The organism is Clostridium estertheticum (assembly GCF_018861295.1).
Lineage (GTDB): Bacteria > Bacillota > Clostridia > Clostridiales > Clostridiaceae > Clostridium_AD > Clostridium_AD estertheticum_D.
The window spans coordinates 18,085-42,757 of the sequence record NZ_JAHLDM010000020.1; the positions used below are offsets into that span (position 1 = coordinate 18,085).

Annotated in this window: 22 protein-coding genes and 8 tRNA genes; 4 read left to right on the forward strand and 26 right to left on the reverse strand. The window is 31.3% G+C overall.

Features of this window, described 5'->3' with window-relative positions:
• Positions 1-44: 44 nt before the first annotated feature.
• The 26 genes from KPL54_RS17555 to purR form a co-directional block, all read right to left on the reverse strand.
• Positions 45-120: transfer RNA gene (locus KPL54_RS17555), tRNA-Met, on the reverse strand.
• A 4-nt stretch (positions 121-124) separates the two neighbouring features.
• Positions 125-213 (reverse strand) — tRNA-Leu (locus tag KPL54_RS17560).
• Positions 214-283: 70 nt separating this feature from the next.
• Positions 284-359 (reverse strand) — tRNA-Met (locus KPL54_RS17565).
• Positions 360-427: 68 nt separating this feature from the next.
• Positions 428-503 (reverse strand) — tRNA-Met (locus KPL54_RS17570).
• A 140-nt stretch (positions 504-643) separates the two neighbouring features.
• Positions 644-720: transfer RNA gene (locus KPL54_RS17575), tRNA-Met, on the reverse strand.
• 5 nt (positions 721-725) lie between these two features.
• Positions 726-801: transfer RNA gene (locus KPL54_RS17580), tRNA-Met, on the reverse strand.
• Positions 802-806: 5 nt separating this feature from the next.
• Positions 807-895, reverse strand: a tRNA-Leu gene (locus KPL54_RS17585).
• Positions 896-1,058: 163 nt separating this feature from the next.
• The gene (locus KPL54_RS17590) at positions 1,059-1,472 is read right to left on the reverse strand and encodes a S1 domain-containing RNA-binding protein (protein WP_171298551.1); all 414 of its coding nucleotides are present in this window, start codon (positions 1,470-1,472) and stop codon (positions 1,059-1,061) included.
• Between the two features lie 81 nt (positions 1,473-1,553).
• Positions 1,554-1,826: an FtsB family cell division protein gene (locus tag KPL54_RS17595; protein ID WP_071614671.1), complete on the reverse strand. Its 273-nt coding sequence runs from the start codon at positions 1,824-1,826 to the stop codon at positions 1,554-1,556.
• 93 nt (positions 1,827-1,919) lie between these two features.
• Positions 1,920-2,324: a spore cortex biosynthesis protein YabQ gene (gene yabQ, locus KPL54_RS17600; RefSeq protein ID WP_171298553.1), complete on the reverse strand. Its 405-nt coding sequence runs from the start codon at positions 2,322-2,324 to the stop codon at positions 1,920-1,922.
• Between the two features lie 7 nt (positions 2,325-2,331).
• Entirely contained in the window at positions 2,332-2,625 is a 294-nt protein-coding gene (gene yabP / locus KPL54_RS17605) for a sporulation protein YabP (RefSeq protein WP_216103111.1), read from the reverse strand.
• Between the two features lie 139 nt (positions 2,626-2,764).
• Positions 2,765-3,025, reverse strand: coding sequence for an RNA-binding S4 domain-containing protein (locus KPL54_RS17610; protein WP_216107802.1), 261 nt, complete (start codon positions 3,023-3,025; stop codon positions 2,765-2,767).
• 283 nt (positions 3,026-3,308) lie between these two features.
• A complete protein-coding gene (locus KPL54_RS17615; RefSeq protein ID WP_071614675.1) occupies positions 3,309-3,584 on the reverse strand; it encodes an HU family DNA-binding protein in 276 nt (91 codons plus the stop codon).
• A gap of 98 nt (positions 3,585-3,682) precedes the next feature.
• A complete protein-coding gene (mazG, locus tag KPL54_RS17620) occupies positions 3,683-5,128 on the reverse strand; it encodes a nucleoside triphosphate pyrophosphohydrolase (protein WP_216107803.1) in 1,446 nt (481 codons plus the stop codon).
• A 17-nt stretch (positions 5,129-5,145) separates the two neighbouring features.
• Positions 5,146-6,684, reverse strand: coding sequence for a putative polysaccharide biosynthesis protein (locus KPL54_RS17625; RefSeq protein ID WP_216107804.1), 1,539 nt, complete (start codon positions 6,682-6,684; stop codon positions 5,146-5,148).
• A gap of 165 nt (positions 6,685-6,849) precedes the next feature.
• Positions 6,850-7,401 (reverse strand): stage V sporulation protein T, encoded by a 552-nt coding sequence (gene spoVT, locus KPL54_RS17630; protein WP_071614678.1) that lies wholly within the window; start codon positions 7,399-7,401, stop codon positions 6,850-6,852.
• A gap of 238 nt (positions 7,402-7,639) precedes the next feature.
• Complete coding sequence (locus KPL54_RS17635; RefSeq protein WP_216107805.1) at positions 7,640-8,635, reverse strand: peptidylprolyl isomerase; 996 nt, start codon at positions 8,633-8,635, stop codon at positions 7,640-7,642.
• A gap of 71 nt (positions 8,636-8,706) precedes the next feature.
• Positions 8,707-12,228, reverse strand: a complete 3,522-nt coding sequence (gene mfd, locus KPL54_RS17640) for a transcription-repair coupling factor (protein ID WP_216107806.1) — start codon at positions 12,226-12,228, stop codon at positions 8,707-8,709.
• A gap of 61 nt (positions 12,229-12,289) precedes the next feature.
• Entirely contained in the window at positions 12,290-12,853 is a 564-nt protein-coding gene (pth, locus tag KPL54_RS17645; RefSeq protein WP_152753667.1) for an aminoacyl-tRNA hydrolase, read from the reverse strand.
• A gap of 132 nt (positions 12,854-12,985) precedes the next feature.
• Positions 12,986-14,188: a S1C family serine protease gene (locus KPL54_RS17650; protein WP_216107807.1), complete on the reverse strand. Its 1,203-nt coding sequence runs from the start codon at positions 14,186-14,188 to the stop codon at positions 12,986-12,988.
• A 49-nt stretch (positions 14,189-14,237) separates the two neighbouring features.
• The gene (locus KPL54_RS17655) at positions 14,238-15,659 is read right to left on the reverse strand and encodes a sensor histidine kinase (protein WP_216107808.1); all 1,422 of its coding nucleotides are present in this window, start codon (positions 15,657-15,659) and stop codon (positions 14,238-14,240) included.
• Position 15,660: 1 nt separating this feature from the next.
• The gene (locus KPL54_RS17660; RefSeq protein WP_216107809.1) at positions 15,661-16,347 is read right to left on the reverse strand and encodes a response regulator transcription factor; all 687 of its coding nucleotides are present in this window, start codon (positions 16,345-16,347) and stop codon (positions 15,661-15,663) included.
• 301 nt (positions 16,348-16,648) lie between these two features.
• Complete coding sequence (locus tag KPL54_RS17665) at positions 16,649-17,620, reverse strand: ribose-phosphate diphosphokinase (RefSeq protein WP_216107810.1); 972 nt, start codon at positions 17,618-17,620, stop codon at positions 16,649-16,651.
• Positions 17,621-17,828: 208 nt separating this feature from the next.
• Entirely contained in the window at positions 17,829-19,199 is a 1,371-nt protein-coding gene (glmU, locus tag KPL54_RS17670; RefSeq protein WP_216107811.1) for a bifunctional UDP-N-acetylglucosamine diphosphorylase/glucosamine-1-phosphate N-acetyltransferase GlmU, read from the reverse strand.
• A gap of 180 nt (positions 19,200-19,379) precedes the next feature.
• Positions 19,380-19,700, reverse strand: coding sequence for a septation regulator SpoVG (gene spoVG, locus KPL54_RS17675; RefSeq protein WP_216107812.1), 321 nt, complete (start codon positions 19,698-19,700; stop codon positions 19,380-19,382).
• 104 nt (positions 19,701-19,804) lie between these two features.
• Positions 19,805-20,626, reverse strand: coding sequence for a pur operon repressor (gene purR, locus KPL54_RS17680; RefSeq protein ID WP_216107813.1), 822 nt, complete (start codon positions 20,624-20,626; stop codon positions 19,805-19,807).
• 289 nt (positions 20,627-20,915) lie between these two features.
• Here purR and murC point away from each other — a divergent pair, with 289 nt between their 5' ends.
• From murC to KPL54_RS17700, 4 genes are all read left to right on the forward strand, one after another.
• The gene (murC, locus tag KPL54_RS17685) at positions 20,916-22,295 is read left to right on the forward strand and encodes a UDP-N-acetylmuramate--L-alanine ligase (RefSeq protein ID WP_216107814.1); all 1,380 of its coding nucleotides are present in this window, start codon (positions 20,916-20,918) and stop codon (positions 22,293-22,295) included.
• Positions 22,296-22,441: 146 nt separating this feature from the next.
• Complete coding sequence (locus KPL54_RS17690; protein WP_216107815.1) at positions 22,442-22,765, forward strand: hypothetical protein; 324 nt, start codon at positions 22,442-22,444, stop codon at positions 22,763-22,765.
• A 253-nt stretch (positions 22,766-23,018) separates the two neighbouring features.
• Positions 23,019-23,094, forward strand: a tRNA-Pro gene (locus KPL54_RS17695).
• Positions 23,095-23,266: 172 nt separating this feature from the next.
• A complete protein-coding gene (locus KPL54_RS17700) occupies positions 23,267-24,613 on the forward strand; it encodes a [Fe-Fe] hydrogenase large subunit C-terminal domain-containing protein (protein ID WP_216107816.1) in 1,347 nt (448 codons plus the stop codon).
• The last annotated feature ends 60 nt before the right edge of the window (positions 24,614-24,673 follow it).

A 24,673-nucleotide genomic window follows, 5' to 3' on the forward strand; every position in this document is an offset into this window, starting at 1 on the left:
TATAATACTTTATTTAATTACCAGGTCTAATAATTTAAGTTTAATGGTTGCGGGAGTAGGACTTGAACCTACGACCTTCGGGTTATGAGCCCGACGAGCTACCAACTGCTCCATCCCGCGATATTGGTGCTGAAGACCGGAATCGAACCGGTACGGTGTTTAACCACCGCAGGATTTTAAGTCCTGTGCGTCTGCCAGTTCCGCCACTCCAGCATTCTTAATTGTAAGTAAAACTTACTAGCAATTTTTACTCAGTTTACATTTCAAGTTATTTATAACTTAATGGTTGCGGGGACAGGACTTGAACCTGTGACCTTCGGGTTATGAGCCCGACGAGCTACCAACTGCTCCACCCCGCGATATTAATACTTAAAATTGTTAACTACTTATGTTATTTAACTGATGTAATGAGTTATCTAAAACTCATTGGTTGCGGGGACAGGACTTGAACCTGTGACCTTCGGGTTATGAGCCCGACGAGCTACCAACTGCTCCACCCCGCGACATTAATGTTTAAGGTTAAAATATTATTAACTATGTAATCTTAGCTTGCTATTAAATAAGTTTTTAAAATCATTTTCAATTATATACTAATATATATCCATTTGTCAATACTCTTAACAAAATATATATTATTTTTAAATGGTAGCGGAAATAGGACTTGAACCTACGACCCTTCGGGTATGAACCGAATGCTCTAGCCAGCTGAGCTATTCCGCCATGTTTGGTTGCGGGAGTAGGACTTGAACCTACGACCTTCGGGTTATGAGCCCGACGAGCTACCAACTGCTCCATCCCGCGATATTTGGTGCTGAAGACCGGAATCGAACCGGTACGGTGTTTAACCACCGCAGGATTTTAAGTCCTGTGCGTCTGCCAGTTCCGCCACTCCAGCATAGTTGATAATGCTTTAACTAGCTTATTAATAACATATAAAACGATACCTCTTGGCAACATGTTTTATTATATCTGATGTATAAACTGTTGTCAATAACTTTTTATTTTTTAAAATAGGAACTAAATACTTAGTTCCTAAAAATGATTCTATTCACTGTTTACTAGTAACTTGAAGTTTTTTTACTATATCCTCTGCCTTTTCCTTCTTGATGTTTTTTAACATCTTGAAATCTTTCTTCACTGTCTTTTAAAAATTTAGTCATTATATCTTCAAACCCACTTACATTCGATTTGTTTTTTTCTTTATCCCAATCTATCTCCATTGGTTTAATAGACTTTTTAGGAACCCCCGCCTGTTTTATGGATAAACTTATTTTACCATTATCATCAACAGAAATTACTTTAACTTTTACTATATCATTTTCTTTAAGATGATCATTAACATTTTTAACAAATGTATCTGATACCTCAGATATATGCACTAGTCCTGTCTTACCCTCCACTTCTACGAACGCACCAAAATTAGTGATATTTACTACTTTACCTTCTACAATACTTCCAGCCATTAAGGTCATATTAAAAAGACTCCTCCTTAAAAATTATGTTTTTTATTTTATATATTAATTTAATAATAAGTATAACATTAATTATATCGTTTAGTTTTTATTGTCCATTACAGGAGTTTCACCTTCTTTAACAAGACCTAAAATTTCTCTTGCCAATTTTTCTATATATTTGTCAGTTTTAGATAATTCTACTTCATCTTGCAATGTTTTCTTTTCTTCTTTTTTCTTTTGTAATTCCACATTGTACTTTTGTAATTCTTTTTTTTGTCTACCCATGGTTGCTTGTTGCTGAATAAAAAGATAACTTACATACACAAGCACAAAAATTAACACAAGGCCTTTAATATTAAACTTTTTTTTCATATCATATACCCTTTTCCTTTCCATGGAATGAGTATTCTTTAAGTTTCCTAAACCTATTCTAATTTGTATTTCACATTACTTCAAGCTATTTCTTTATAATTTATCTTTTTTTTTTATTTTAAGCTTATAAAACAATAAATTAATAGGGTATAATACTACATTCATTGCAACTCTAAATAATTTCCCATTAAATTTTAGTGATCTATATTGCAATTTAATAAAAATTCTACTTATAAGTTTTAAATATAAGTATACCCCTATTATTAAACATAAATACACATAAAAGTTTATGTACCCTTCATTAGTATACATCAAAAACACAAAAACAACTATAGAAGTTAATGTCCAAAATAGTAAATCCTGTATTATTGTTATGATTTTATTAGGATTTTCAAATCCTCTTATCAATCTATATATATCAAAAGATACTCCTGTTATTATTCCTGATAGCAAACTAAAGATTATAAGTCTCACTTGGTCTATAATTGAAATTATCATAACGCATCTACCTAAACAATCTTGCTATTATGCTATCTTTTTTAACTTTGCCTTTATCGCTCGTGTATACAAAAGAATCCACTTTTCCAGTTATTATAACGTCTCCATTTTGCACGTCTAACTTATTCATCTTTAATTCTTGTCCTTTTACCATCATTATTCCAACGTCTGTGTTTAATAATATCTGATTTTCATTAAAGTTTATAACCTCTATAACACCATTAATAGTTAACTTTCTTCTATTTTCAAGCGTTAAATTACTTTTCTTATCTTCTATTTTTGTTTCTTTTTTTGCTTCCATAATATCCTCCTTATTAATTTTACCATTAAAAATCGGGAACTAAGAAGCTATTCTCAATTCTTAATTAATTACATATTATTATATTCTTATAAAATATATATGCTCATTAATCTTAATTAAGAATTATATTTAATAACATTTATTCTTTGTCTTCTTTACCTGAAACCATTTCATACATTTCTTTTGCACTTTCTTTTGTAACATGTTCTGAAATATTTATAATTTTAGCTCTTAAAATTTGATTTGCAAATTTTATTTCTATAGTGTCGCCTTCAGATACAACTGTACCCGCTTTAGCAACCTTATCATTTATAGATACTCTACCACTCGCGCAAGCTTCTTTTGCAATAGTTCTTCTCTTTATAATTCTTGAAACTTTCAAATATTTATCTAATCTCATTTATACTTCCCCTTTTTAATGTTTTTTAGCATTATAAGAATTTATAAATTAAATCATCTCCTTGGTCGCTGCAATATTAACAACTTCAGAAGGAGATTTACCTCTTTGTAGTTCTCTGGAGTAGATAACAATTCTCAATTGTTATCCTGCCACTGAATTTTCTATTTGTTGAGGTATGTAACTCCCACTTATAGAAATGGGAGACTTTCCTTCTGAAATGTTGTTAAAGTTTCTAAAATAAAAAACCTAGATATACATCCAGGTTTTTTACATAATAGCAAAATTATTTATTTACTATATCTTTAAATTCTTTACCAGCTTTAAATACTGGAACTGTTGAAGCTGCAATTTGAATTTCTTCCTTTGTTCTTGGGTTTCTACCCATTCTAGCTGCTCTATCTCTTGTTTCAAAAGTTCCGAATCCAACCAATTGAACTTTTTCACCTTTTTCTAATGTTTCCTCAATGCTTTCTATAATTCCTTTTAGAGCTGCTTCCGCATCTTTCTTTGTTAGATTAGATTTTTCTGCAATACTTGTTATTAATTCTGACTTATTCACTTTTGTTACCTCCTTGTTATAAAATACACTATTAAAGCATATTCTTCACTAATTTTGAATTTCCTTCTTTTTGACCAGTTTTTATTTTACAAATAAATTTACAAGCTTTTAGATTTGTTCCATAATTTGTCCATATCTGCAAGTGACATCTGATTTAACTCCAAACCTTTGTTCCTTGCATTTTCTTCTATGTACCCAAAGCGATTAATAAACTTATCTATAGTATAATTTACTGCAACTTCAGGGTCTATGTCAAGTAGTCTAGCGATATTTACTGTAGAAAATACCAAATCTCCCACTTCTTCTAGTATTTTTGCCCTATTTTCGCCTTTATATACATCCCTTATTTCTCCTAATTCCTCGAGCACCTTTTCCATAGCATCTTCAAGACATTCAAAATCAAGGCCCACTTTTGATGCTTTTTGTTGAACTTTGACCGCCTTCATTAAACCTGGAAGATTTTTTGGAACATGCTTTAGAGCCTCTGTATAACTATTAAACTGTTTTTCCTTACTCTTAATAATTTCCCAACTTTCTAAAACCTGCTTCGTAGTTTTACTTTCTAAACTTTTAAATATATGAGGATGTCTGTTTATCATCTTATTTGTGATGCCACGAATAACATCATTTATATTAAAATATCCCTCTTCTTTTCCTATTTTGGCATGGAATATTACCTGTAATAATACGTCGCCAAGTTCCTCAATAATGTTATCCTCATCTTTTTCATCAATGGCTTCTAAAACTTCATAACATTCTTCGATAAGGCACTTTTTCAAAGATTCGTGGGTCTGCTCTCTATCCCATGCACATCCATTTTCATCTCGAAGCGTATCCACAACTTTAATTAAATCGTAAAAATCTTTTGTGGCATCTATTTTTTTTGGTATGTATATTGAGGTTAAATAATCAATATCCTTTTGCCTATCTAATTCATATAAATAAATCTTTCTGGTACTTTCAAGATCTTTTATACCTGCTGCGCGAACAAAATAAATTTCCATATCTGCTTCATAATACTCAAGCAAGGCAAGTTTTACATCAGATGCTATAGAAAGACTATATACTTGAGTTATTAATAATCCTACTCTTTTATCTAGAACTTGATTTTCTATATCAAAGGCATCTATAATTTTTAATCCTTCAATAGGATCTAATTTCAAACTTTGAATTACTGCATCTATAAAACTAACCGCTGGGGAAATTTCTATATCAATTTTATTCTTTGCACATAACTCTATTAAAAGTTTAACAGAAGTTTCTGCAACAAGGGGATGACCTGGAACTCCGTAAATAATGTCTCCATACAGTTTATGCTTGTCAACAAGATCTTCTGCAATAGACCTATATACATCATCAAAATTATTATTTTCTTCATATCTATTATCATAAGTCTCAAATTCAATACACAATGTTTTTAGGTAGTCTACAGTAGGATGTTTTTCTGTTCTTAAATAAATATTTTTACTATTTTTAAGAATTTCAAGCGTCCCTATAGTTAGTGAATCTATCGCCCCTGGCCCAAGTCCTACAACTTTAATCATTAACTTCCACTCCTTTTTTATTTTTTACTCAGAAATTTATTCTTAATTTCTTGATACTCAAATACTCTAAGCAAAAATATAAATATTAAATAAACAATAACGCCTATTAATATGGATATTATACAAGATAATCCTCCGCTCATTGTATAATTATAGACAATAACATCACTAAATACAACTGCAACTATCATTATAATAGCAGCAATGGCTGGTTTAACAAAAGCATCAATTTTGTTGAATTTTATATTTAAACTTTTCTTTAAATCATGCATATTTAATAAACAACTTGTTATATATCCTAAAATTGTTCCTATAACTGCCCCATAAATATTTACAAATGAAAACGAAACCAATATGTATGTTACAATAACCTTTACGATGCATCCTAAAGCCAAATTATATACAGGTTTCATATAATTGCCTATACTTTGTAATATCGCTGTACTCGTTTGTGTTAAGATTACAAAAGGTATACATATTGAAATATATTTAAGTATTTCATATCCTGCCGCATCTCTCATAAAAACTAAATGCATTATAGGATAGGCCATAAAAAACATTCCTAAAGAAGACGGCAATGATATAACATTAGACAATTTTACAGCCATATCTACCCTTTTAATCAACTCTCTGCGCCGACCCAAATAGAATGCTTCCGCAATTATAGGCACTAGAGAGGCACACAATGCCACAGAAAGAGCTAAAGGTACATTCATCAAGGTAAATGCTTTCCCAGTCAATTGGCCATACATAACAGCTGATTGCAAATGTGAAAATCCTGCTTTTAGAAGTTGTTGTGGTACTAAAACAGAATCTATTAATGACATAATAGTCCCTACTGCCGCACCAAGTGATATTGGAATTGCAGCCTTACCTAAATCCTCTAAAATATGCTTATGTTTGATTTTTTTTCTTACTGGTATTTCTCGTATCACCTTAAAATATGTTGAAACTAAATATATACTTCCCATAATTGCACCAACCAGTGTCCCAAGTGCTGCTCCTCCAGCTGCATATTCAATCCCCTTTGGAAATAATAAATATGCAAACAAAACTCCAGCCACAACTCTTCCAACTTGCTCTATTATTTGTGAAATTGCAGTAGGTCTTACATTTTGAAGTCCTTGAAAAAAGCCCCTAAACGTGCACATAATAGATACAAAAATTGGTGCTGCAGCTATTGCCAAAAAAGCGTAATATGATTTACTATCCCATTTAAGCAATGATATAATAGGCCTTGCAAACATTATCATAAATATAGTAAATACCGAGCCTAATATAATCATAAAAATAAGCGTTTGTCTTAAGACCTGCCCAGCTCCCTCCCGGTCATTTTTAGCGTTCATCTCGGCAATAAGTTTAGACATAGCTATTGGTACTCCTGAAGCTACCGCCACAAAGAACATGTAGAGCGGATAAGACATCTGATAATATCCCATCCCCTCATCTTTTATAAGTGCTTGTATTGGAATTCTAAAAAACAGTCCTAAAAATCTTGCAAATATACCTGCCATTCCAAGTATAATAGTTCCTTTTATCAATGAATGTTTCTTCATAATAACCTCCTTATAATCCTATATTTCTGTAAATATATACATCCTATGATTATAATTATTTAATTTAAGAGATTATTATTACTAATACTTCAAAAAAATAAAAGTATATATTACTGCAAATATGTTTCAATTGCTTAGTAATATATACTTTATAACCTAATACAACTATTGTTCCATTTGTTTTCCTAAAAAAGATGCCGCAGTTTCAGCCAATTTTAATTCTAAATTCCCAAACTTTATTCCCGGCTCTGTCGACATTATTAGTACTGCGCCAATTGCATCTCCTTCTGTTATTATAGGTGCGATTACTTGAGCACTATATTTATTCTCCATTTCATCATCGTACAATGATATGACTTTTTCAAAGCCTTCACCCAAGACAATTGGTTTTCTATTTTCCATTGCTTTTTCTAATTCAATACTAACCTTTTTATCAACATACTCTTTCTTAGGGCACCCACTTACGGATATTATATTATCCTTATCGCATACAATTATCGCATTTCCAATAGTTTGTTGTAATGATTCAGCATATTCCCTAGAAAATTCACTTAATTCACCTATAGGTGAATATTTTTTTAAAATAACTCCACCTTCTCTATCGGTAAATATTTCTAGCGGATCTCCCTCTCTTATTCTAAGAGTTCTCCTTATTTCCTTAGGAATAACAACTCTTCCTAAATCATCTATACGTCTTACTATACCAGTTGCTTTCATTTAAATACTCCTCCTTATATAAATCCTTATATAATATACTAGCTCTATTATTATCTTTCAAAACTTGAAATTTTATGCACATTTGTATATGTTTAATTTAAAAAAAGAAAATAAGGAGGATTCCTATTCAATTTACTGCTTTTTTTACTAAATAATTTTACAATTCTATATTAACAAAGTAAAAAAAACAAAGAATACCTATTCATATCGGCATTCTTTGTTTTTTTAAATTTAAAATTTATAAATTTTTATCAATTTTTGTTACATTAGCTTCTGTCGTCCATTTTGTCATTGCTGCTGTCCATGCAGCTTCTTTATTTTTTGCTAAAAGAGTTTTTTCTACTTCTGCTTTAACAACTGTAAATTTCTTTGCAGGATAATTTGTTCTTGCAATATCTTTTATTAAATGATAACCAAATTGAGTTTTAACTGGTGCTGAAACTTTACCTGCAGGCACCTTAATAGCAGCTGCCATAAACGTTGCATCCATTGAAGTATCATCGAATTTAAAAGTTCCTAACTCTCCACCAGTGGCTTTAGTTCCATCTGTCCCTTTTTCTTTAGCAACTTTAGCAAAATCTTCACCGGCATCTAAACGCTTCTTAATAGCTACTGCCTCTGCTTCCGTTTTAACTAAAATATGAGCTAAGTGAATTGTATTTGGCTTTGTTGAATATAATGCTAAATTAGCATTATAGTATGCCTTTGCCTCTGCGTCTGTAACTTTAACATTTTTTGTAGTTTCAGTCTTTAATGCATCTTGAATAACACTTGGTTTAATTCTTGCCTTTAATGCCTCTTCTGTTATACCAGCTTGCGTTAGCGCTGCTTTATACTTTGCATCCGTTCCTAAGCTTTTCTTAATCTCTAATAACTGCTTATTAATTTCTGCATTCAATTTAGCATCTGTAGGCACTAATTTGAGTTCTTTCGCTTTATAAGTTACAATCTCCTCATTAATTAAGCCTGCTAATACCTTCTGTTTTTGAGTTGTTAATTGTGTCATAGCATCGGTGTTAGTTGTATAATTTGCTCCATATTGTGTTTGCAATTGTTTAATAACGCCTGGTAATTGCGCTTCTATTTGTCCTTTTGTTATCTTAGTATCAAAAACCTTTGCTACTTCAGTTTTCGCAATACCTTCTGGTGTTTTTTCAATCATATTACAGCCAATTAACGATGTAGCAAACAAAGTTATTAAAGCCGCACTAATTATTTTTTTTACGTTTTTCATTTTACTTCCCCCATTCTTATGTATATCGTAATTATAAATTTTGATACGATACCATTAATTTTAACACTAATTTACTTTATTTCAACTATACTTTTTATACGATTAACAATTTCTATCAAACTTGTAAGTACTTCTTCTTTAATTGAATTTTTAAATTTATATGAAAACGCTGGCTTATTTCCTAATTTGAATACAACACTTCTATTATATTTACTAACCAAAACTTTAACTACTTCTTTATTTATTCGTTCAGCCCTATCGAATTCTAATATTATCTCATCCTTGACCTCTTTAATTTCTATTATTCCTACTTTAGCAGCTATACATCTAAGGTAGGCAATATTCATAAGGTTTTCAACGCAAGATGGTATGTCTGAGAATCTATCTTCTATCTCTTCTTGTATTTCTTGCATATCTTCCAGGCAATCAATAGCTGCAATTTTTTTATAAATTTCAATTTTCTGAGACTCATCTTCTATATAAGTTCCAGGAATATATGCATCTATCTTAATTTCAACCGAGGTTTCAATAGGTTCCTTTTCAACATCGCCCCTTATATTCTTCACTGTTTCTTCAAGCATTCTACAATATAAATCATAACCTACAGCTGCCATATGACCATGTTGTGCACCGCCCATCATATTCCCAGCTCCCCTAATTTCAAGATCCCTCATTGCTATCTTAAAACCTGACCCAAGCTCCGTAAAGTCCTTAATTGCTTTAAGTCTTTTCTCAGCAACTTCTGTTAATACCTTATCTTTTTTATACGTTAAATACGCATAGGCTATTCTATTTGACCTACCAACTCTACCTCTTAATTGGTATAGCTGAGAAAGCCCCATCTTGTCTGCCTCATATATTATTATTGTATTGGTGTTTTGGATGTCTATTCCTGTCTCAATAATTGTGGTACACATCAATATATCATACTTATTCTCCATAAACTCTATCATTATAGACTCGAGTTCTCTCTCTGTCATCTGCCCATGTGCAATACACACTCTTGCTTCCGGAAGTAGATTTCCAATGTATGCCGCCATATCTTTTATTGTTTCTACCCTGTTATAAACAAAGAAAACTTGACCTTTTCTATTCATCTCTCTTAGTATAGCGTCCCTTATTAATTGATCATTAAACTCCACCACATAGGTTTGTATTGGATACCTCTCCTCTGGTGGTGTTTCTATTACACTTATGTCACGAACACCAGTAAGCGACATATGAAGAGTCCTTGGAATTGGCGTAGCTGTTAGCGTAATTACGTCTATGTTTTTTCGTAGGCTTTTTATTTTCTCCTTATGAGTCACCCCAAAACGTTGCTCCTCATCTATAATTAATACCCCTAGATCCTTAAATTTTACATCGCTCTGAATAATCCTGTGCGTCCCTATTAATATATCTACATTTCCCTCTTTCGTAGCTTTAATAACAACCTTTTGCTGAGCCGGTGTTCTAAATCTACTTACCATCTCAACTTTTACAGGAAAATCTGAAAATCTTTTGGTAAGATTTTTATAATGTTGCTCTGCGAGTATTGTAGTTGGAACTAAAAATGCTACTTGTTTGCCATCCATAACTGCTTTAAAAGCCGCTCTAACGGCAACTTCTGTTTTTCCATATCCAACATCTCCGCATATTAACCTATCCATCGGTTTATCCGATTCCATATCTTTTTTTATTTCCTCAATTGCTATTAATTGATCTGGTGTTTCATCAAATGGAAATTCATCTTCAAATTGTTTTTGCCATATAGTATCCTTGCTGTATTTATGCCCTTTAAGTGTAGCCCTAGTAGCATAAAGCTTTACCAAGTCCTCTGCAATATCCGCAATTGAATTTTTAACTTTATTTTTAGCCTTAACCCATTCTGCTCCACCCAGTTTACTAATTTTTGGAGCCTTACCTTCACTACCAATATATTTTTGTACCAAATCTAATTGTTCCACCGGAACATAAAGTGTGTCTCCAGAATTATAGCTAAGATCTAAATAATCTCTTTTGTGACCATGGACCTCCAATTGCTTAATTCCTTTGTATACACCTATTCCATGATTTACATGAACAACATAGTCCCCCAATTTAAGTTCTGTAAAACTTTTAAGTTTACTTGCTCCCTTTTTATTAGCACGACTAACAGTTTTTCTTTTTGATCCACCAAAAACCTCTTTGTCAGATATAATGCATAATTTTAGCTGCGGATATTCAAACCCCTTTAATTGATTCCCAAATGTTACAACCACTTCTCCAAACTCAATTTTAGAAATACTGTCCTTATATACACTTTCAATTCCTTTATCACGAAGCGTATCTATAAGTCTTTCGCCCCTAGTTCTTGTGCCCGATAAAATTACAGTCTTATAACCCTTACTTTTTTTATCCTTTATGTCCTCGATAAGCATATCTAATTGTCCATGATAATCATAAATAGTAATTTGAGAAAAAGATATTATAGATCTTGGCTTAAGTACTTTTGTGGTTTTAGCAATAGCGTTTATTGTCATAATTTCAAGACTTTCTAACTCTTCATATATACGCTGCTTCTCAATTAAACCTTCTGCTTGTTTAGGAAGTATACTTCCTCGCCTTAAAGAAGTCTCATAATTTTCTTCAAACTCAAGATATACACTATCTAATTTGCCTTGGCATCTTTGTGCATCATCAACTACTATAAATGCTCCTGACATATAATCTAAAAAAGTAGATGTAGTATCATAAAAATAAGGCATATAACTATCAACGTCTTTAAAACTTCCTGTTTCTTTAAGTGCTTCTAAATTAATGTTAACAAGAGACGTTATTCTTTCTATAGCTTCTTTATCCTTTTTCTTATGTAAACTACCGATCATATTTTCTAAATCTTCCTTTATCTTGTCATAACCTTTTTTTCTACTATCCTCAGTTAGTATAATTTCTTTTGCTGGGAATATTTCTATTTTTTTTACCTTATCTATACTCCTCTGGGTTTCACTATTAAATGTCCTTATAGAATCTATTTCATCGTCATAGAGTTCTATCCGAAATGGTAACGCAGATATAGGAGGATATAAATCCATTATACCTCCCCTTATACAAAATTGACCTTTAGTCTCTACTCTATCTACTCTCTCGTACCCACATTGAATTAATTTTTCTGAAAAGGCATTAAAATTTAGTGTGCCTCCTACCGATAATTTAAAAACATATTTTTGAAGCAAATTCAACGGTATATAAGTAGCCGCTATTGCTTCTATACATGTAATTATTATTTTCTTACCACCTTCAGTAATTTTTTTCATTACCTTAAGTCTTTCCCATCTTAAATCCCCTGATACAGCATCTACATTATAAAATCCCATTTCTCTAGTTGGATAATAATACACGTCGTTTACATAGAAAGATAAGTCCTCATAAATGTTTTTAGCCTCTACATCACTGTGTGTTAAAATCAGTATTGATTTATCTAGTTCTTCATATACACCATTCACCAAATAACCCTTTGCTGATTCTGAAAGTCCATATACTCCAATTGGGTATACCTTTTTTTCTATATTACTTAGGATATTTTTAAATTGATTACTTTCCTTTAAAGGCTTCATAAGCCCACTTAGTCTCATGTTAACACCTCTCACTCATTACATAAATGTATAAATAGTATTTTAATATAATTAACTTCATTTAAGCATTGAACCCATTAAACTGATTCATAGCCTCGCTGCATCCCTTTTCGATTATAGTTTGGGTTGCCTGTATAGTCGCCTCAAAAGTCTTTTCGACAAGTATTCGCTGATCACTCGAAAATCTCCCTAAAACATGAGGTATTAGTGCCCTCTCTGGTTTCCCTACACCTATTTTTATTCTAACAAACATGTCAGATGACAAGTTCTCAATAATGCTTTTCAAACCATTATGCCCGCCAGCACTACCCTTACTTCGTATTCTTAATTTACCTGCATCCAAACTAATATCATCATGTAGTATGATGATATTTCCACTCGGAATCTTATAAAATGAGGACGCTTCTCGTACACTTTCCCCACTCAAATTCATATATGTACTTGGTTTTAATAAAATAACTTTATTAGAACCTATATTAATTTCCGCGCATACACCTTTAAATTTTATCCTATTAATTGATACATTATACTTATCTGCCATCAAATCAATTACATCGAATCCTACATTATGTCTTGTATGTCTATATTCATCTCCTGGATTTCCCAGTCCAACTACTAAATACATCATTACCTCCAAATATTATTATGATTAGACTATTTATCTGTTACATAATTATTTTTTCATTTACCTTTTTTATAATATTATACCAATAAGTGTTATAATCTACAACTATACATAAAAGCGCACTACTTAATTTTAATTTGTAGCTTTTAATTCAGATAAAATTATACTAATGTCTTTATATTTACCATTTCTTTGAACCTTGCAATGTACATTCTTTGCAACTTTATATTTATCTAAGATATTACTTAACTCTTCCATATTTTTAACACTTACTCCACCTATTTGAGTTATAATATCAGTAGGCATAATCCCAGCTTTGTATGCCCCACTACCACTTACAACTTCCTGCACATACACTCCCTCTATACCATTATTACCAACTGAGATGGCCGCTACTCCATAAATACCTATAGCAGGCCTTATAACTTTACCATAGGTCATCAAATCACTTATAATTTCTTTAGCTACATTTGTATTAATAGCAAATCCCATCCCAGAAGTTTCACTAGCTGAACCGATTTTTAAACTATTTATACCAATTACTTCTCCGTTAATATTGCATAATGCTCCCCCACTATTTCCTTCATTTATAGTTGCATCAGTTTGTATTACTTTATATATGGTTTGCTCACCAGTCTTTTTATCAACTATATTAATTTTTCTGTCTAGTGCACTTATAATCCCTGCGGTAACCACTCCTGAAAACTGCTCTCCTAGTGGATTACCAATAGCAATAGCTAAATCACCAACATTAACCTTTGATGAATCACCAAGTTTTGCCACAGGCAAATTGCTAGCTTCAACTTTTATAACTGCCAAATCTGATATAGCATCAGTCCCTATTACCTTCGCTTTCAAAACCTTATAATTACTAAGTTTTACCTTTATTTCCGTCGCGTTTTCAATCACATGATAATTTGTAATAATAAACCCTTCACTTTTAAATATAATTCCAGACCCACTGACCTCAGGTGTTTCCTCTACACCTTTCACATTAACAATTATACCAACTACTGTTGGTGATACCTTCCTTGTAACTTCTGAGATAGAATTTGAATATATATCCTTATTATTTTCTTCTAATTTACTTTGCGTTAAATCACCGCTAATATTTTCTTGTAATTTATCCTTACTAATAAGATAATTTGCTGTAATTCCTCCAGAAAGGGCAGCTATTAACATAAAAAGTATCACTTTTAAGAACATTTTAAAATAATTTCTTTTATTATTTTTTCTAAATTTAATTTCTCCAAAGATATCCTGACCTCGCTCTGCATTCTTCCATAAAGCATCTCTTATTTCTTCATTAAATTTATAGTTATCCTTGTTATCCATAGTCTCACCCGCCCTTCTTGTTATAATTACATTATGGAAGTTATTAAAATTATTCTACTTTCGTTAATGTAAAAGTAAAATAAACACCTTTATCTTTGTTTTCCACCCATATATCTTCCTGTAATTGAGTTATTATATTTCTAACTATAGCTAAACCAAGCCCAGTACTATCTTTTGCTGTCCTTGCTTTATCTGCTTTGTAAAACCTATCCCAAATATGCAATAAATCTTCTTCTGCTATTTGTGGCCCATCATTAAACACAGATATGAAAACTTTTCTACCTTTAGTTTTTGAACTTATTTTTATTTTTCCACCCTCATTAACATATTTTATTGAATTATCTAGTAAATTTGTAATTACTTGCACGAGCCTGTCTTTATCTCCTGCTACGAATAAATTATCCTCTTCAAAACACACATCCACACAGGCACGTTTCTCTTTAATTTTCGTTTCATTTTTTATAACTGTAAGTCTAATTATTTCGTTAATATCCACTTTAATAATCTTTAAACTAAACTCTCCAGCTTCAATTGCGGACATATCTAGCAAGTCATTTACGAGTCTTGTTAATCTTTGAATTTCTTCATATGCAATGGATAAATAGTATTTTTCCTTTTCCTCTGGTATTACTCCATCTAGTATTCCTCCAATAAATCCCTTAATCGATGTTATAGGAGACCTAATTTCATGTGACACATTTGATATAAATTCACGTCTATTTTTTTCATTTTTTTCAACAGAATCTGCCATAAAATTAAATGTTTGAGCTAGTTCCCCAATTTCATCATTAGATTTCAAATAAACCCTTTTATTAACATCCCCATTAGATATCTTCCTAGCTACAGAATTAATCTCTGCCAAAGGCTTTATAATTATTTTTTGAGAAAAGTAATATATAACTATACAAGAAAATATTATTGCGAAAATTGCAGATATCCAAATTATTTCATAAACACGTTTTAAAGGGGAACCTATTTCATCAATGGAATTGTATAATATTATTGATCCCTTAAAACTACCTGCCTCATTAATTATTGGGGTACCATAAACTCTTGCAGTTTTATCAAATACCCCAGCATAGGGTCCCGTAATCTCGAATGTATGCCCCTGTCTAAGTTGCTCTAATTCTTCACCAAAAACTTGTTTTCCTATAAACTCCTTATGATCTTTATTAGATACAGCATAAACATAACCCATACTGTCTGTAAGCCATATATCCGACTTTATATACTTGGAAATTATGGTTATTATGTCGTTTACTTGTTGAGACGTAGCATCACCATCCCTCTCCATGTATTTCATAGCAATTCCTTGTATCATATATGACTTATCCAGAAATTGTTCTTTTTTCTGATCAAAAAAATAACTTTGGAACCAATAAGACAAAAACGATGCAATAATTATTAGGCTCATAGATATTATGATAGTATAGGTCGCTAACATCTTAAAAAACAGCCCTTTTTTGACCATTTTACTTCACCTCAAATTTATATCCTACTCCCCAAACAGTCTCAATCTGCCAATTAGGCCCACCTTGAAGTTTTTCCCTTACTCTTTTAACATGAACATCCACAGTTCTAGAGTCTCCCGGATAATCATATCCCCAAACCTCACATAAAAGCTGTTGCCTAGTAAACACCCTATTCTTATTAAGTGCTAAATAATGTACTAATTCAAATTCTTTAGGCGGCATTTTAACCTCCGCACCTTTATATGTAACATTGTACGAATTAATGTCTATTTCTAGTTCTTCAAAATTTAAAACTTCTTTACCACCATTATCTAAGTTATAACGCCTAAGCACAGCCTTTACTCTCGCAATTATTTCTTTTGGCTCAAACGGTTTTACCACATAATCATCTGCTCCAAGTTCTAGTGCTAATACCTTATCAAAAGTTTCCCCTTTAGCTGTAAGCATAATAACAGGTGTTTCATGTTCTTTTCTTATCCATTTCAAAACATCAATCCCATCAATATAAGGTAACATTATATCCAAAAGCACTAAATCTGGTTTATAACTTAAAAAGGCTTCCTGCGCAGCCCTACCATCATGTGCTACTTTTGTTGCATACCCAGAGCTTTCAAGATACATTTTAATTACCTCGGCAATATTTTTATCATCATCAACTATTAGTATTTTACCTATAGTTCCTTCCATATCAGTACCTCCAAATTATTTTATCTATTATTTTTATTAATTAAATTCGAATAAATTCTCTTATAAATAATTTTCCTTATTACTAATTTATCATACTTTAATGTTATCTTATTAGTTTTTTTAAAATGTTACAAATTATTCACCGTTACAACGGAGTAATTTTCTTGTTTTTTTAGTTTCATTTATGTATATTATAACCATTATTAAAATGTTTTTGTAATATTGTTAGTTTTATTATAATAAAAAAATAGTGATGCTTTATTATAAAGATAATAAAGCATCACTATTTTAAACTATGTAATTATATGTTATTAGTATCTTCAAATAGCTTACTTACAGAAACATCTTCATATATTCTCTTTATAGCTTCAGCCAAAATTGGCGCTACTGATAATGTAGTGAATTTTGAGCATTGCTTATCTTCTGGTATCTCAATTGTGTTTAATATTATTAATTCTTTTATTACAGAATCATTTATTCTTTGAATAGCAGGACCTGATAACACTCCATGACTGCAACAAGCATAAACCTCTTTTGCTCCTAATTTAACTAAAGCATTAGCTCCATTAGTTATTGTACCTGCAGTGTCTATCATGTCATCCATCATTATAACCGTCTTATTTTTAATATCGCCTATAACATTCATAATCTCCGCAACATTAGCTTTTGGTCTTCTCTTATCAATTATTGCTATTGGTGCATGCAATTTGTCTGCAAATTTTCTTGATCTAGCGACGCTTCCAAGATCTGGAGCAACTACAACTACATCATCCCTATCCTTAAAACCATTTTCGATATAGTATTTTGCAAGTATTGGTGTTCCCGTCATATTATCAACAGGTATATTAAAATATCCTTGTATTTGAGCTGCATGTAAATCCATGGTAAGCACTCTATCCGCTCCTGCAGTTGTTATAATATCTGCCACAAGTTTTGCTGTAATTGGATCTCTAGCTTTTGCTTTCCTATCCTGCCTTGCATATCCATAGTATGGAATAACAGCCGTTATTCTTCCTGCTGAAGCTCTCTTAAATGCGTCAATCATAATAAGTAATTCCATTAAATTATCATTTACTGGGGCATTAGTTGATTGAATAACAAATACATCTGCTCCTCTAACTGTTTCGTGAATATTAACAGATATTTCACCGTCACTAAAAGTTCCTACTTCTGACGCTCCAACTGGTAATCCCAGTATATTTGCTATGTCTGCCGCTAATTTAGGATTTGAGTTACCTGTGAAAATCTTAATGTTTTTGCCATGGCTTATCATCTGCAGTCCTGATTCTCAAAATATATATAAATGATATTTTAGAATAATTTATATATATTTTCATTCTATTTACTAAATGGAATGGCAGTATAGAGTATTAAAATCTCACATACTATATCACGTAAGTATTAATATACCCTCTCTACTGCGAAAATCAGTTTTTCACCTCCCTTTGTAATTTACTTACTAAATGCTTTTCTTTGCCAACTTATTTATTAAGTCCTTTTTTTATTACCCAATTTTCAATGTTCTTCTGCCTTGCTCTAGCTATTGCCAAAGTATTTTTAGGTACCTCATTTGTAATTGTAGACCCAGCAGCAGTGTATGCATTATCATTAATTGTTACAGGCGATACTAAGTTAGTATTACAACCTATAAACACATTATTACCTATTGTAGTTTTATATTTTGCTTTCCCGTCATAATTTACAACCACAGTTCCGCAACCAAAATTACATCCACTTCCAACTTCGGCATCACCAATATACGTAAGATGAGATACTTTTGTATTATCCCCAATAGTTGATTTTTTTATTTCAACAAAATCTCCTATTCTAGCATGTTTACCTATATTGCTTTCCGGCCTTATATATGCGAAAGGTCCTACCGTAGTTTTCTCTCCTATTTGGCTTTCAATTACTACAGAGCTTTGAATTACAATTCCATTCTCTAAACTGCTATCAGTAATTCTATTATTTGGATAAAGAACACATTCTTCTTTAATAATAGTTGTGCCTTGTAGTACATTACCTGGATATATAATAGTATCTTTTCCTATTATAACGTCACAGTCTATATATGTATTGCTTGGATCCATTATTGTTACTCCATTTTCCATATGCTTTTCATTTATTCTTTTTCTCATAATTGCTTCAGCATTTGCAAGTTCTATCTTAGAATTAACAGCAGTAATTTCATCTGCTGAAACATCAAACGCTCCAACTTTAAGCCCTTGATCCTTTAATATACCAATAACATCCGTTAAATAATATTCCTTTTGAGCATTATTATTATCTAATTTATCTAAACTAATAAGTAGCTCTTTTATGCTAAAGCAATACATTCCCGAATTTATTTCTTCAACTAATTTCTCTTCGGTGGTAGCATCCTTAAACTCAACTATTTTCTTAACCTCTCCATTTTCATCCCTAATAATCCTACCATATTTTGCAGGATCATTCATCCTTGAAGTTAATATAGTAGCTTTATAATTCCCTTTTTCATGGTAATCTAAAAGTTCTCTAACAGTATGCTCACTAATTAATGGCCCATCTCCAACAAATATTGCGACGATACCCTCATTACCACTTAGAAATTCTTTGGCACACATAACTGCATGACCTGTTCCTAACTGATCTTCTTGAACAGAATAATTGATTTTTCTATCTTCTGTTCCTTTTTTAACCTCTGCGGCTCCTCTTCCAATTACCACATCTACCATATCAATATCTGCACTTCTCATGGTATCAATAACATGATTTATCATTTCTTTACCACAAACTTTATGCATAACCTTAGGAGTATTTGAGTTCATTCTTTTCCCTTCACCTGCAGCTAATATTATAGCGCATTTATACAAATAAAACACCTCTTTATACAATAATTCGACATATTTACAGATTAAAAATTACATTAACTTTAATTAAAACACATTATATTATATTATATATTATATTTTATAAAGCATTTAATTGCAACTAGCCTTAACTGTTTTTTATTATTTTTCTTCAAAAAAACAAAAGGGGTTTCCCCCTCTTTTTTATACTTCTAAAACTTCTTCTGTTTTTTCTACCACTTTTTCTACTACTCTTACCACGGGTTCTTCGTTTCTCACTTTTTCATACTCATCTAAAATCGCTGTTTGAATTTTCTCTCTTGTTTGAGTATTTATTGGATGAGCTATGTCCTTGAATTCTCCATCTGGTGTTTTTCTACTTGGCATAGCAATAAAAAGACCACTTTGACCCTCTATAACTTTAATATCATGAACAACGAATTCATTGTCAAAAGTTATTGATACAATCGCTTTCATTTTACCTTCTGTAGCTATTTTTCTAATTCTAACATCTGTGATTTCCATACACTCCACCTCCAAGTTGCATTATACGTTATATTTATACTATTTCTCTATAAATTGTATTTATCCTTCTAAAAATTATAAATAAATATTAAATATTTTGAATATTACACTTTTTCGAATATTTCTGATGGAGTTAACTCTGCGATACCTTCATTATTTATTCCTGTGAACTGAATAATTGATATGTACTCTTCTACTAGTTTATGTCCACTTTCAATATTATCGACAAGAACACCAATACCTAAAAGCTCACTTTCAAACTCTTTAAGCAAATTAATTATGCCTATTGCAGTCCCTCCAGCCTTCATAAAATCATCTATAAAAACACATTTGCTCCCTTTTTTTATAGATTTTCTAGATAATGACATTGTTTGGATCCTATTACTAGAACCGGAAGCATAATTTATGCTAACAGTACTCCCTTCAGTAACCTTAGGATCCCTACGTACAATAACTAGTTGGACGCCTAACATCTTTGCCACCTCATACGCCAGTGGTATTCCTTTGGTCTCCACCGTAACTACATAGTCTATATCTAACTCACTAAAAGCAGAGGCAAGTATCACTCCTGCTTTGTGCACTATTTCTGGATTGTACATAATATCAGTCATATATATAAAATTTCCTGGTATTACTCTATCTTTTTGTATTAAAATTTTGCATATCTCGTCTGCAAATATCCTACTTTCTTGCTTTGAGACTCCACAAATGTATTTTACTCCACCAGCTGCGCCAGCTACTGTTTCAATTCTTCCCATGGATAACTCATTAAGCGTTTCCCTAACAATAACAATATCTTCACTAATTGTAGATTTAGCTGCATTAAATAATTCTGTAAAAGTTTTTAGATTTATTGTTTTATTAGGATTTTCTGTTAGCACCTTTGTTATACCTGTAACCCTTTGATTTCTACTATATTTATTCATAATATATCACCCATATTTTTATTTTACGAATTTTACCTAGTAAAATTCGTAATATCATTCGTATTTTAATTGTAAATCTTTTTTATCTTTATTACAATGCTTATAAACCCAATTCCAGAACGTTATTTTGTATTTTATTTAGTTTTTTTTGAATTGTGTATAGTTTTTTTGTTATTTTGTATATAATTAAGAAGTGCTTATAATAATTATTTAATATAATCACTACTAATATAATTTACATATACTAAATAATAATAACAATAATAATTTTTTTTAAGGAGTTGATATAATGTCTTTTGATTTTATAAAAGATAAGAGCAAAAAAATTCATTTCATAGGTATTGGCGGTATAAGCATGAGCGGTCTTGCTGAAATACTTGTAAAAAACGGATATAAGGTTTCAGGTTCTGATATGCATTCTTCACATATAACCGATAAGCTAAAAAAACAAGATGTTGAAATATATATAGGACATGATGCCTCTAATATAAAGGATGTCGATTTAGTAGTTTACACTGCTGCTATCCCTCCTGAAAATCCTGAATATATTAAAGCTATTCAATTAAATATTCCTTTAATGGATAGGGCTGAATTTCTAGGTCAAATTATGAAAGGTCATAAATATAACGTAGCGATATCTGGTACACATGGTAAAACAACTACAACTTCAATGCTTGCACATATAATTTTAAAAGAAGATGTAGATCCTACAATATTAGTTGGTGGAGAATTAGATGCTATTTCCGGCAATGTTCTAGCTGGACATAGTGACTATTTTATTACAGAAGCCTGTGAATATAAGGCTTCATTTTTAAAGTTTTTCCCATATATTGCAACAATACTTAATATAGATGCAGATCATCTAGATTACTATAGGGACATAAATCACATTAAAGACACTTTTGTAAAATTCATTAATCTCATACCAAAAGAAGGCTACTTAGTTGCAAATATAGAAGATGAGAATGTTGAAACCATTCTCCATAATAATGATTATAAATGTACTATACTTACTTATGGTCTAAATCACGGAGATCTTAGAGCAAAAGATATTATTTATAACGAATTAGGTTGTGCAAACTTTAATGTATATAAAGAAGGCTTATTGCTATTTCACATAAATCTTAATGTACCCGGGCAACATAATGTTCTAAATTCACTTGCAAGTATAGGAGCTTCACTAATCCTTGATTTTTCTGAAAACTCTATCATTTCTGGTCTTTCAGCGTTTAATGGTACCCATAGAAGATTTGAGTTAAAGGGAACTAAGAACGGAGTAACTGTTATTGATGATTATGCTCATCATCCTACAGAAATAAAAACAACTCTAAGTGCTACTAAGCATTACCCCCACAATAAAATTTATTGTGTTTTTCAGCCCCATACTTATTCAAGAACTTTAAGCTTATTTGATGATTTTTCAAATTCTTTTTACGATATAGATACTCTAATCCTCGCAGATATTTATGCTGCTAGGGAGAAAGATACCGGTGTTGTAAGTTCAGACATGCTTGGCGATAGAATAAGAGAAAAAAATGTAAATTGCATAAATATTCATAGCTTTGATGAAATTGTAAGTTATCTTAAAGCCAATTTACAAAAGGGAGATATTCTTATAACTATGGGCGCAGGCGACGTTGTTAACGTAGGCGAAATGTACCTAAAATAATTATATATCTTAATCAAAATATTTTTAATAATTCATAAAAAAAACATGTGCTACTTGCCCATGTTTTTTTATTTTCAATTATATTGCGTAAAAATATCATTTCGGGGTAACACTAAACTTGAAAAAATATTTTGGAGGTATATATAATGAGAAATTTTCTAGTTTCGGCTGTAGTTGACATAGTAATAATTTTTGCCTCATATTTTTTATTTGTACATGTTATAAGTGGACCAACCCGTCATAGATTGTATGAAAAATTTATGAGTTCTTTCGCAAAATTTGTAATTATTATTTTTGTAGCAAGTGTTTTGGTCACATCCCTTACTGCTCTAGTATTATATAAGACGCAATATATAGTGTATATTAATGTTGCCGCTCCTGTCTTAGTCTCTATATTTGTGGGTTTTGTTATGTCTACTGTACCCACCAGAGGCACCGGCGATAAGGAAACTGACGCTAAGAAAAAGTAATTAACACATTGCTGTTTTTCGAATGATATACTGAAAGTACTATCTGAATTTTTTAAACACGATAATTGATAATTGTTGTGTTTAAAAGTAAATATATAAATTATCTTGACATTTATACATTTATTTTATATAATAGGTATTGTCTTCAACAAATAGAATTTATATTTTATGGATTTTATATCAAATATTTTTAGAAATATTCGAAATTTTTGTTGACATTTGTCAGTTTGTTTTGTATAATTAAAATTGTCTTCGGGGTGTAGCGCAGCTGGGAGCGCGCGTGGTTTGGGACCATGAGGTCGCAGGTTCAATCCCTGTCACCCCGACCAAAAAGAGTTGTCTAATGACAACTCTTTTTTTATTTCAAATTTTTTCACACTATTAAAATGTATAAAAAACTTCATTCTTGACAAAGTTAATAATGATACTCCATTTTATTGTCTTTTCTCAATATTATGCTAAAATCATTACATAACTTATAACAAATTAGGAGTGATTATATTGAATAAAATGTATAACAAACTTTTTAAGGCCCTAATTAAATCTTATAATGAAGATAATTTTGAAAATAAGGTTCATGAGTTACTATCTAAAGATGATGTTAATAAAAAAGACCTAAGTGCTATAATTTCTTCACTTTGTGGTGTTGATGTAGATTTTTCGCTTAATTACATAGAGGATTTAAAAAAGGCTATATCCACCTATGAAACAAATCATAAAGTTGTAAATAAAATTAAAGGTTGTACTATAACTTGTTCAGATAAACCGGGAAAAACAAGTTGCCAAGCATCTTGCCCTTTTGATGCTATATTAATAGATAATAAAACCAAGGCTTCCTATATTGATAATGATAAATGCACAGAATGTGGATTTTGCGTAGACGCATGTCCTAGTGGTGCTTTAATGGATAAAGTAGAATTTATTCCACTTTTAAATTTATTAAAAGGAAATTCTACAGTGATAGCAGCTGTAGCCCCTGCCATTACTGGCCAATTCGGTGAAAATGTTAACGCTTATAATCTTAGAACCGCTTTTAAAAAGATAGGTTTCGCAGATATGGTTGAAGTTGCATTTTTTGCAGATATGCTTACAATAAAAGAAGCAGTAGAATTTGATGAACATGTTAAAACAAAAGAAGATCTAATGCTTACATCCTGCTGTTGCCCTATGTGGGTAGGAATGGTTAAGAGGGTGTACAATGATTTAGTTAAGTATGTATCCCCATCTGTATCTCCTATGATTGCATCTGGTAGAGTGTTAAAGAAATTGAACCCTAACTGCAAAGTAGTCTTTATAGGACCCTGCATTGCAAAAAAAGGTGAAGCTAAAGAAAAGGACCTTTTAGGTGATATAGATTATGTACTTACCTTCGCAGAACTTAAGAATATTTTTGAGACACTTGGCATTGACCCGGAAAAACTTGAAGAAGATGTCTCTACCGAATACGCATCTCGTGGGGGTAGACTTTATGCAAGAACTGGAGGAGTATCTATAGCTGTTGGCGAAATGATAGAGAAGTTATTTCCGCAAAAACACCATTTATTAAATGCTATTCAAGGAAATGGTGTAAAAGAATGTAAAGTACTACTTACAAAAGCTCAAACTAAAGAAGTTGATGCAAACTTTATTGAAGGTATGGGTTGCATTGGCGGTTGCGTTGGTGGTCCTAAAGCTTTGATTGACTCAACCTCTGGGAGAAACAGAGTAAATAAATTTGCAGAAGACTCAAAAATCAAAACATCCATAGATAGTGATTGTATGAAAGATATTCTAAGTAGAATTGGGATTAATACTATTGATGATTTTAAAGATAAAGAAAAAACCAAAATATTTGGTAGAAAATTTTAAATAATATTTAAAATTATATGTATAGGTTTATTTATGATACAATATACAGTAATGTATATA

Bases quoted from the DNA above. Each gene is read 5' to 3' on its own strand.
- KPL54_RS17590 (WP_171298551.1), bottom strand. From the start codon at position 1,472: ATGACCTTAATGGCTGGAAGTATTGTAGAAGGTAAAGTAGTAAATATC.
- KPL54_RS17595 (WP_071614671.1), bottom strand. From the start codon at position 1,826: ATGAAAAAAAAGTTTAATATTAAAGGCCTTGTGTTAATTTTTGTGCTT.
- yabQ (WP_171298553.1), bottom strand. From the start codon at position 2,324: ATGATAATTTCAATTATAGACCAAGTGAGACTTATAATCTTTAGTTTG.
- yabP (WP_216103111.1), bottom strand. From the start codon at position 2,625: ATGGAAGCAAAAAAAGAAACAAAAATAGAAGATAAGAAAAGTAATTTA.
- KPL54_RS17610 (WP_216107802.1), bottom strand. From the start codon at position 3,025: ATGAGATTAGATAAATATTTGAAAGTTTCAAGAATTATAAAGAGAAGA.
- mazG (WP_216107803.1), bottom strand. From the start codon at position 5,128: ATGATTAAAGTTGTAGGACTTGGGCCAGGGGCGATAGATTCACTAACT.
- KPL54_RS17625 (WP_216107804.1), bottom strand. From the start codon at position 6,684: ATGAAGAAACATTCATTGATAAAAGGAACTATTATACTTGGAATGGCA.
- spoVT (WP_071614678.1), bottom strand. From the start codon at position 7,401: ATGAAAGCAACTGGTATAGTAAGACGTATAGATGATTTAGGAAGAGTT.
- KPL54_RS17635 (WP_216107805.1), bottom strand. From the start codon at position 8,635: ATGAAAAACGTAAAAAAAATAATTAGTGCGGCTTTAATAACTTTGTTT.
- mfd (WP_216107806.1), bottom strand. From the start codon at position 12,228: ATGAGACTAAGTGGGCTTATGAAGCCTTTAAAGGAAAGTAATCAATTT.
- pth (WP_152753667.1), bottom strand. From the start codon at position 12,853: ATGTATTTAGTAGTTGGACTGGGAAATCCAGGAGATGAATATAGACAT.
- KPL54_RS17650 (WP_216107807.1), bottom strand. From the start codon at position 14,188: ATGGATAACAAGGATAACTATAAATTTAATGAAGAAATAAGAGATGCT.
- KPL54_RS17655 (WP_216107808.1), bottom strand. From the start codon at position 15,659: ATGGTCAAAAAAGGGCTGTTTTTTAAGATGTTAGCGACCTATACTATC.
- KPL54_RS17660 (WP_216107809.1), bottom strand. From the start codon at position 16,347: ATGGAAGGAACTATAGGTAAAATACTAATAGTTGATGATGATAAAAAT.
- KPL54_RS17665 (WP_216107810.1), bottom strand. From the start codon at position 17,620: ATGATAAGCCATGGCAAAAACATTAAGATTTTCACAGGTAACTCAAAT.
- spoVG (WP_216107812.1), bottom strand. From the start codon at position 19,700: ATGGAAATCACAGATGTTAGAATTAGAAAAATAGCTACAGAAGGTAAA.
- purR (WP_216107813.1), bottom strand. From the start codon at position 20,626: ATGAATAAATATAGTAGAAATCAAAGGGTTACAGGTATAACAAAGGTG.
- murC (WP_216107814.1), top strand. From the start codon at position 20,916: ATGTCTTTTGATTTTATAAAAGATAAGAGCAAAAAAATTCATTTCATA.
- KPL54_RS17690 (WP_216107815.1), top strand. From the start codon at position 22,442: ATGAGAAATTTTCTAGTTTCGGCTGTAGTTGACATAGTAATAATTTTT.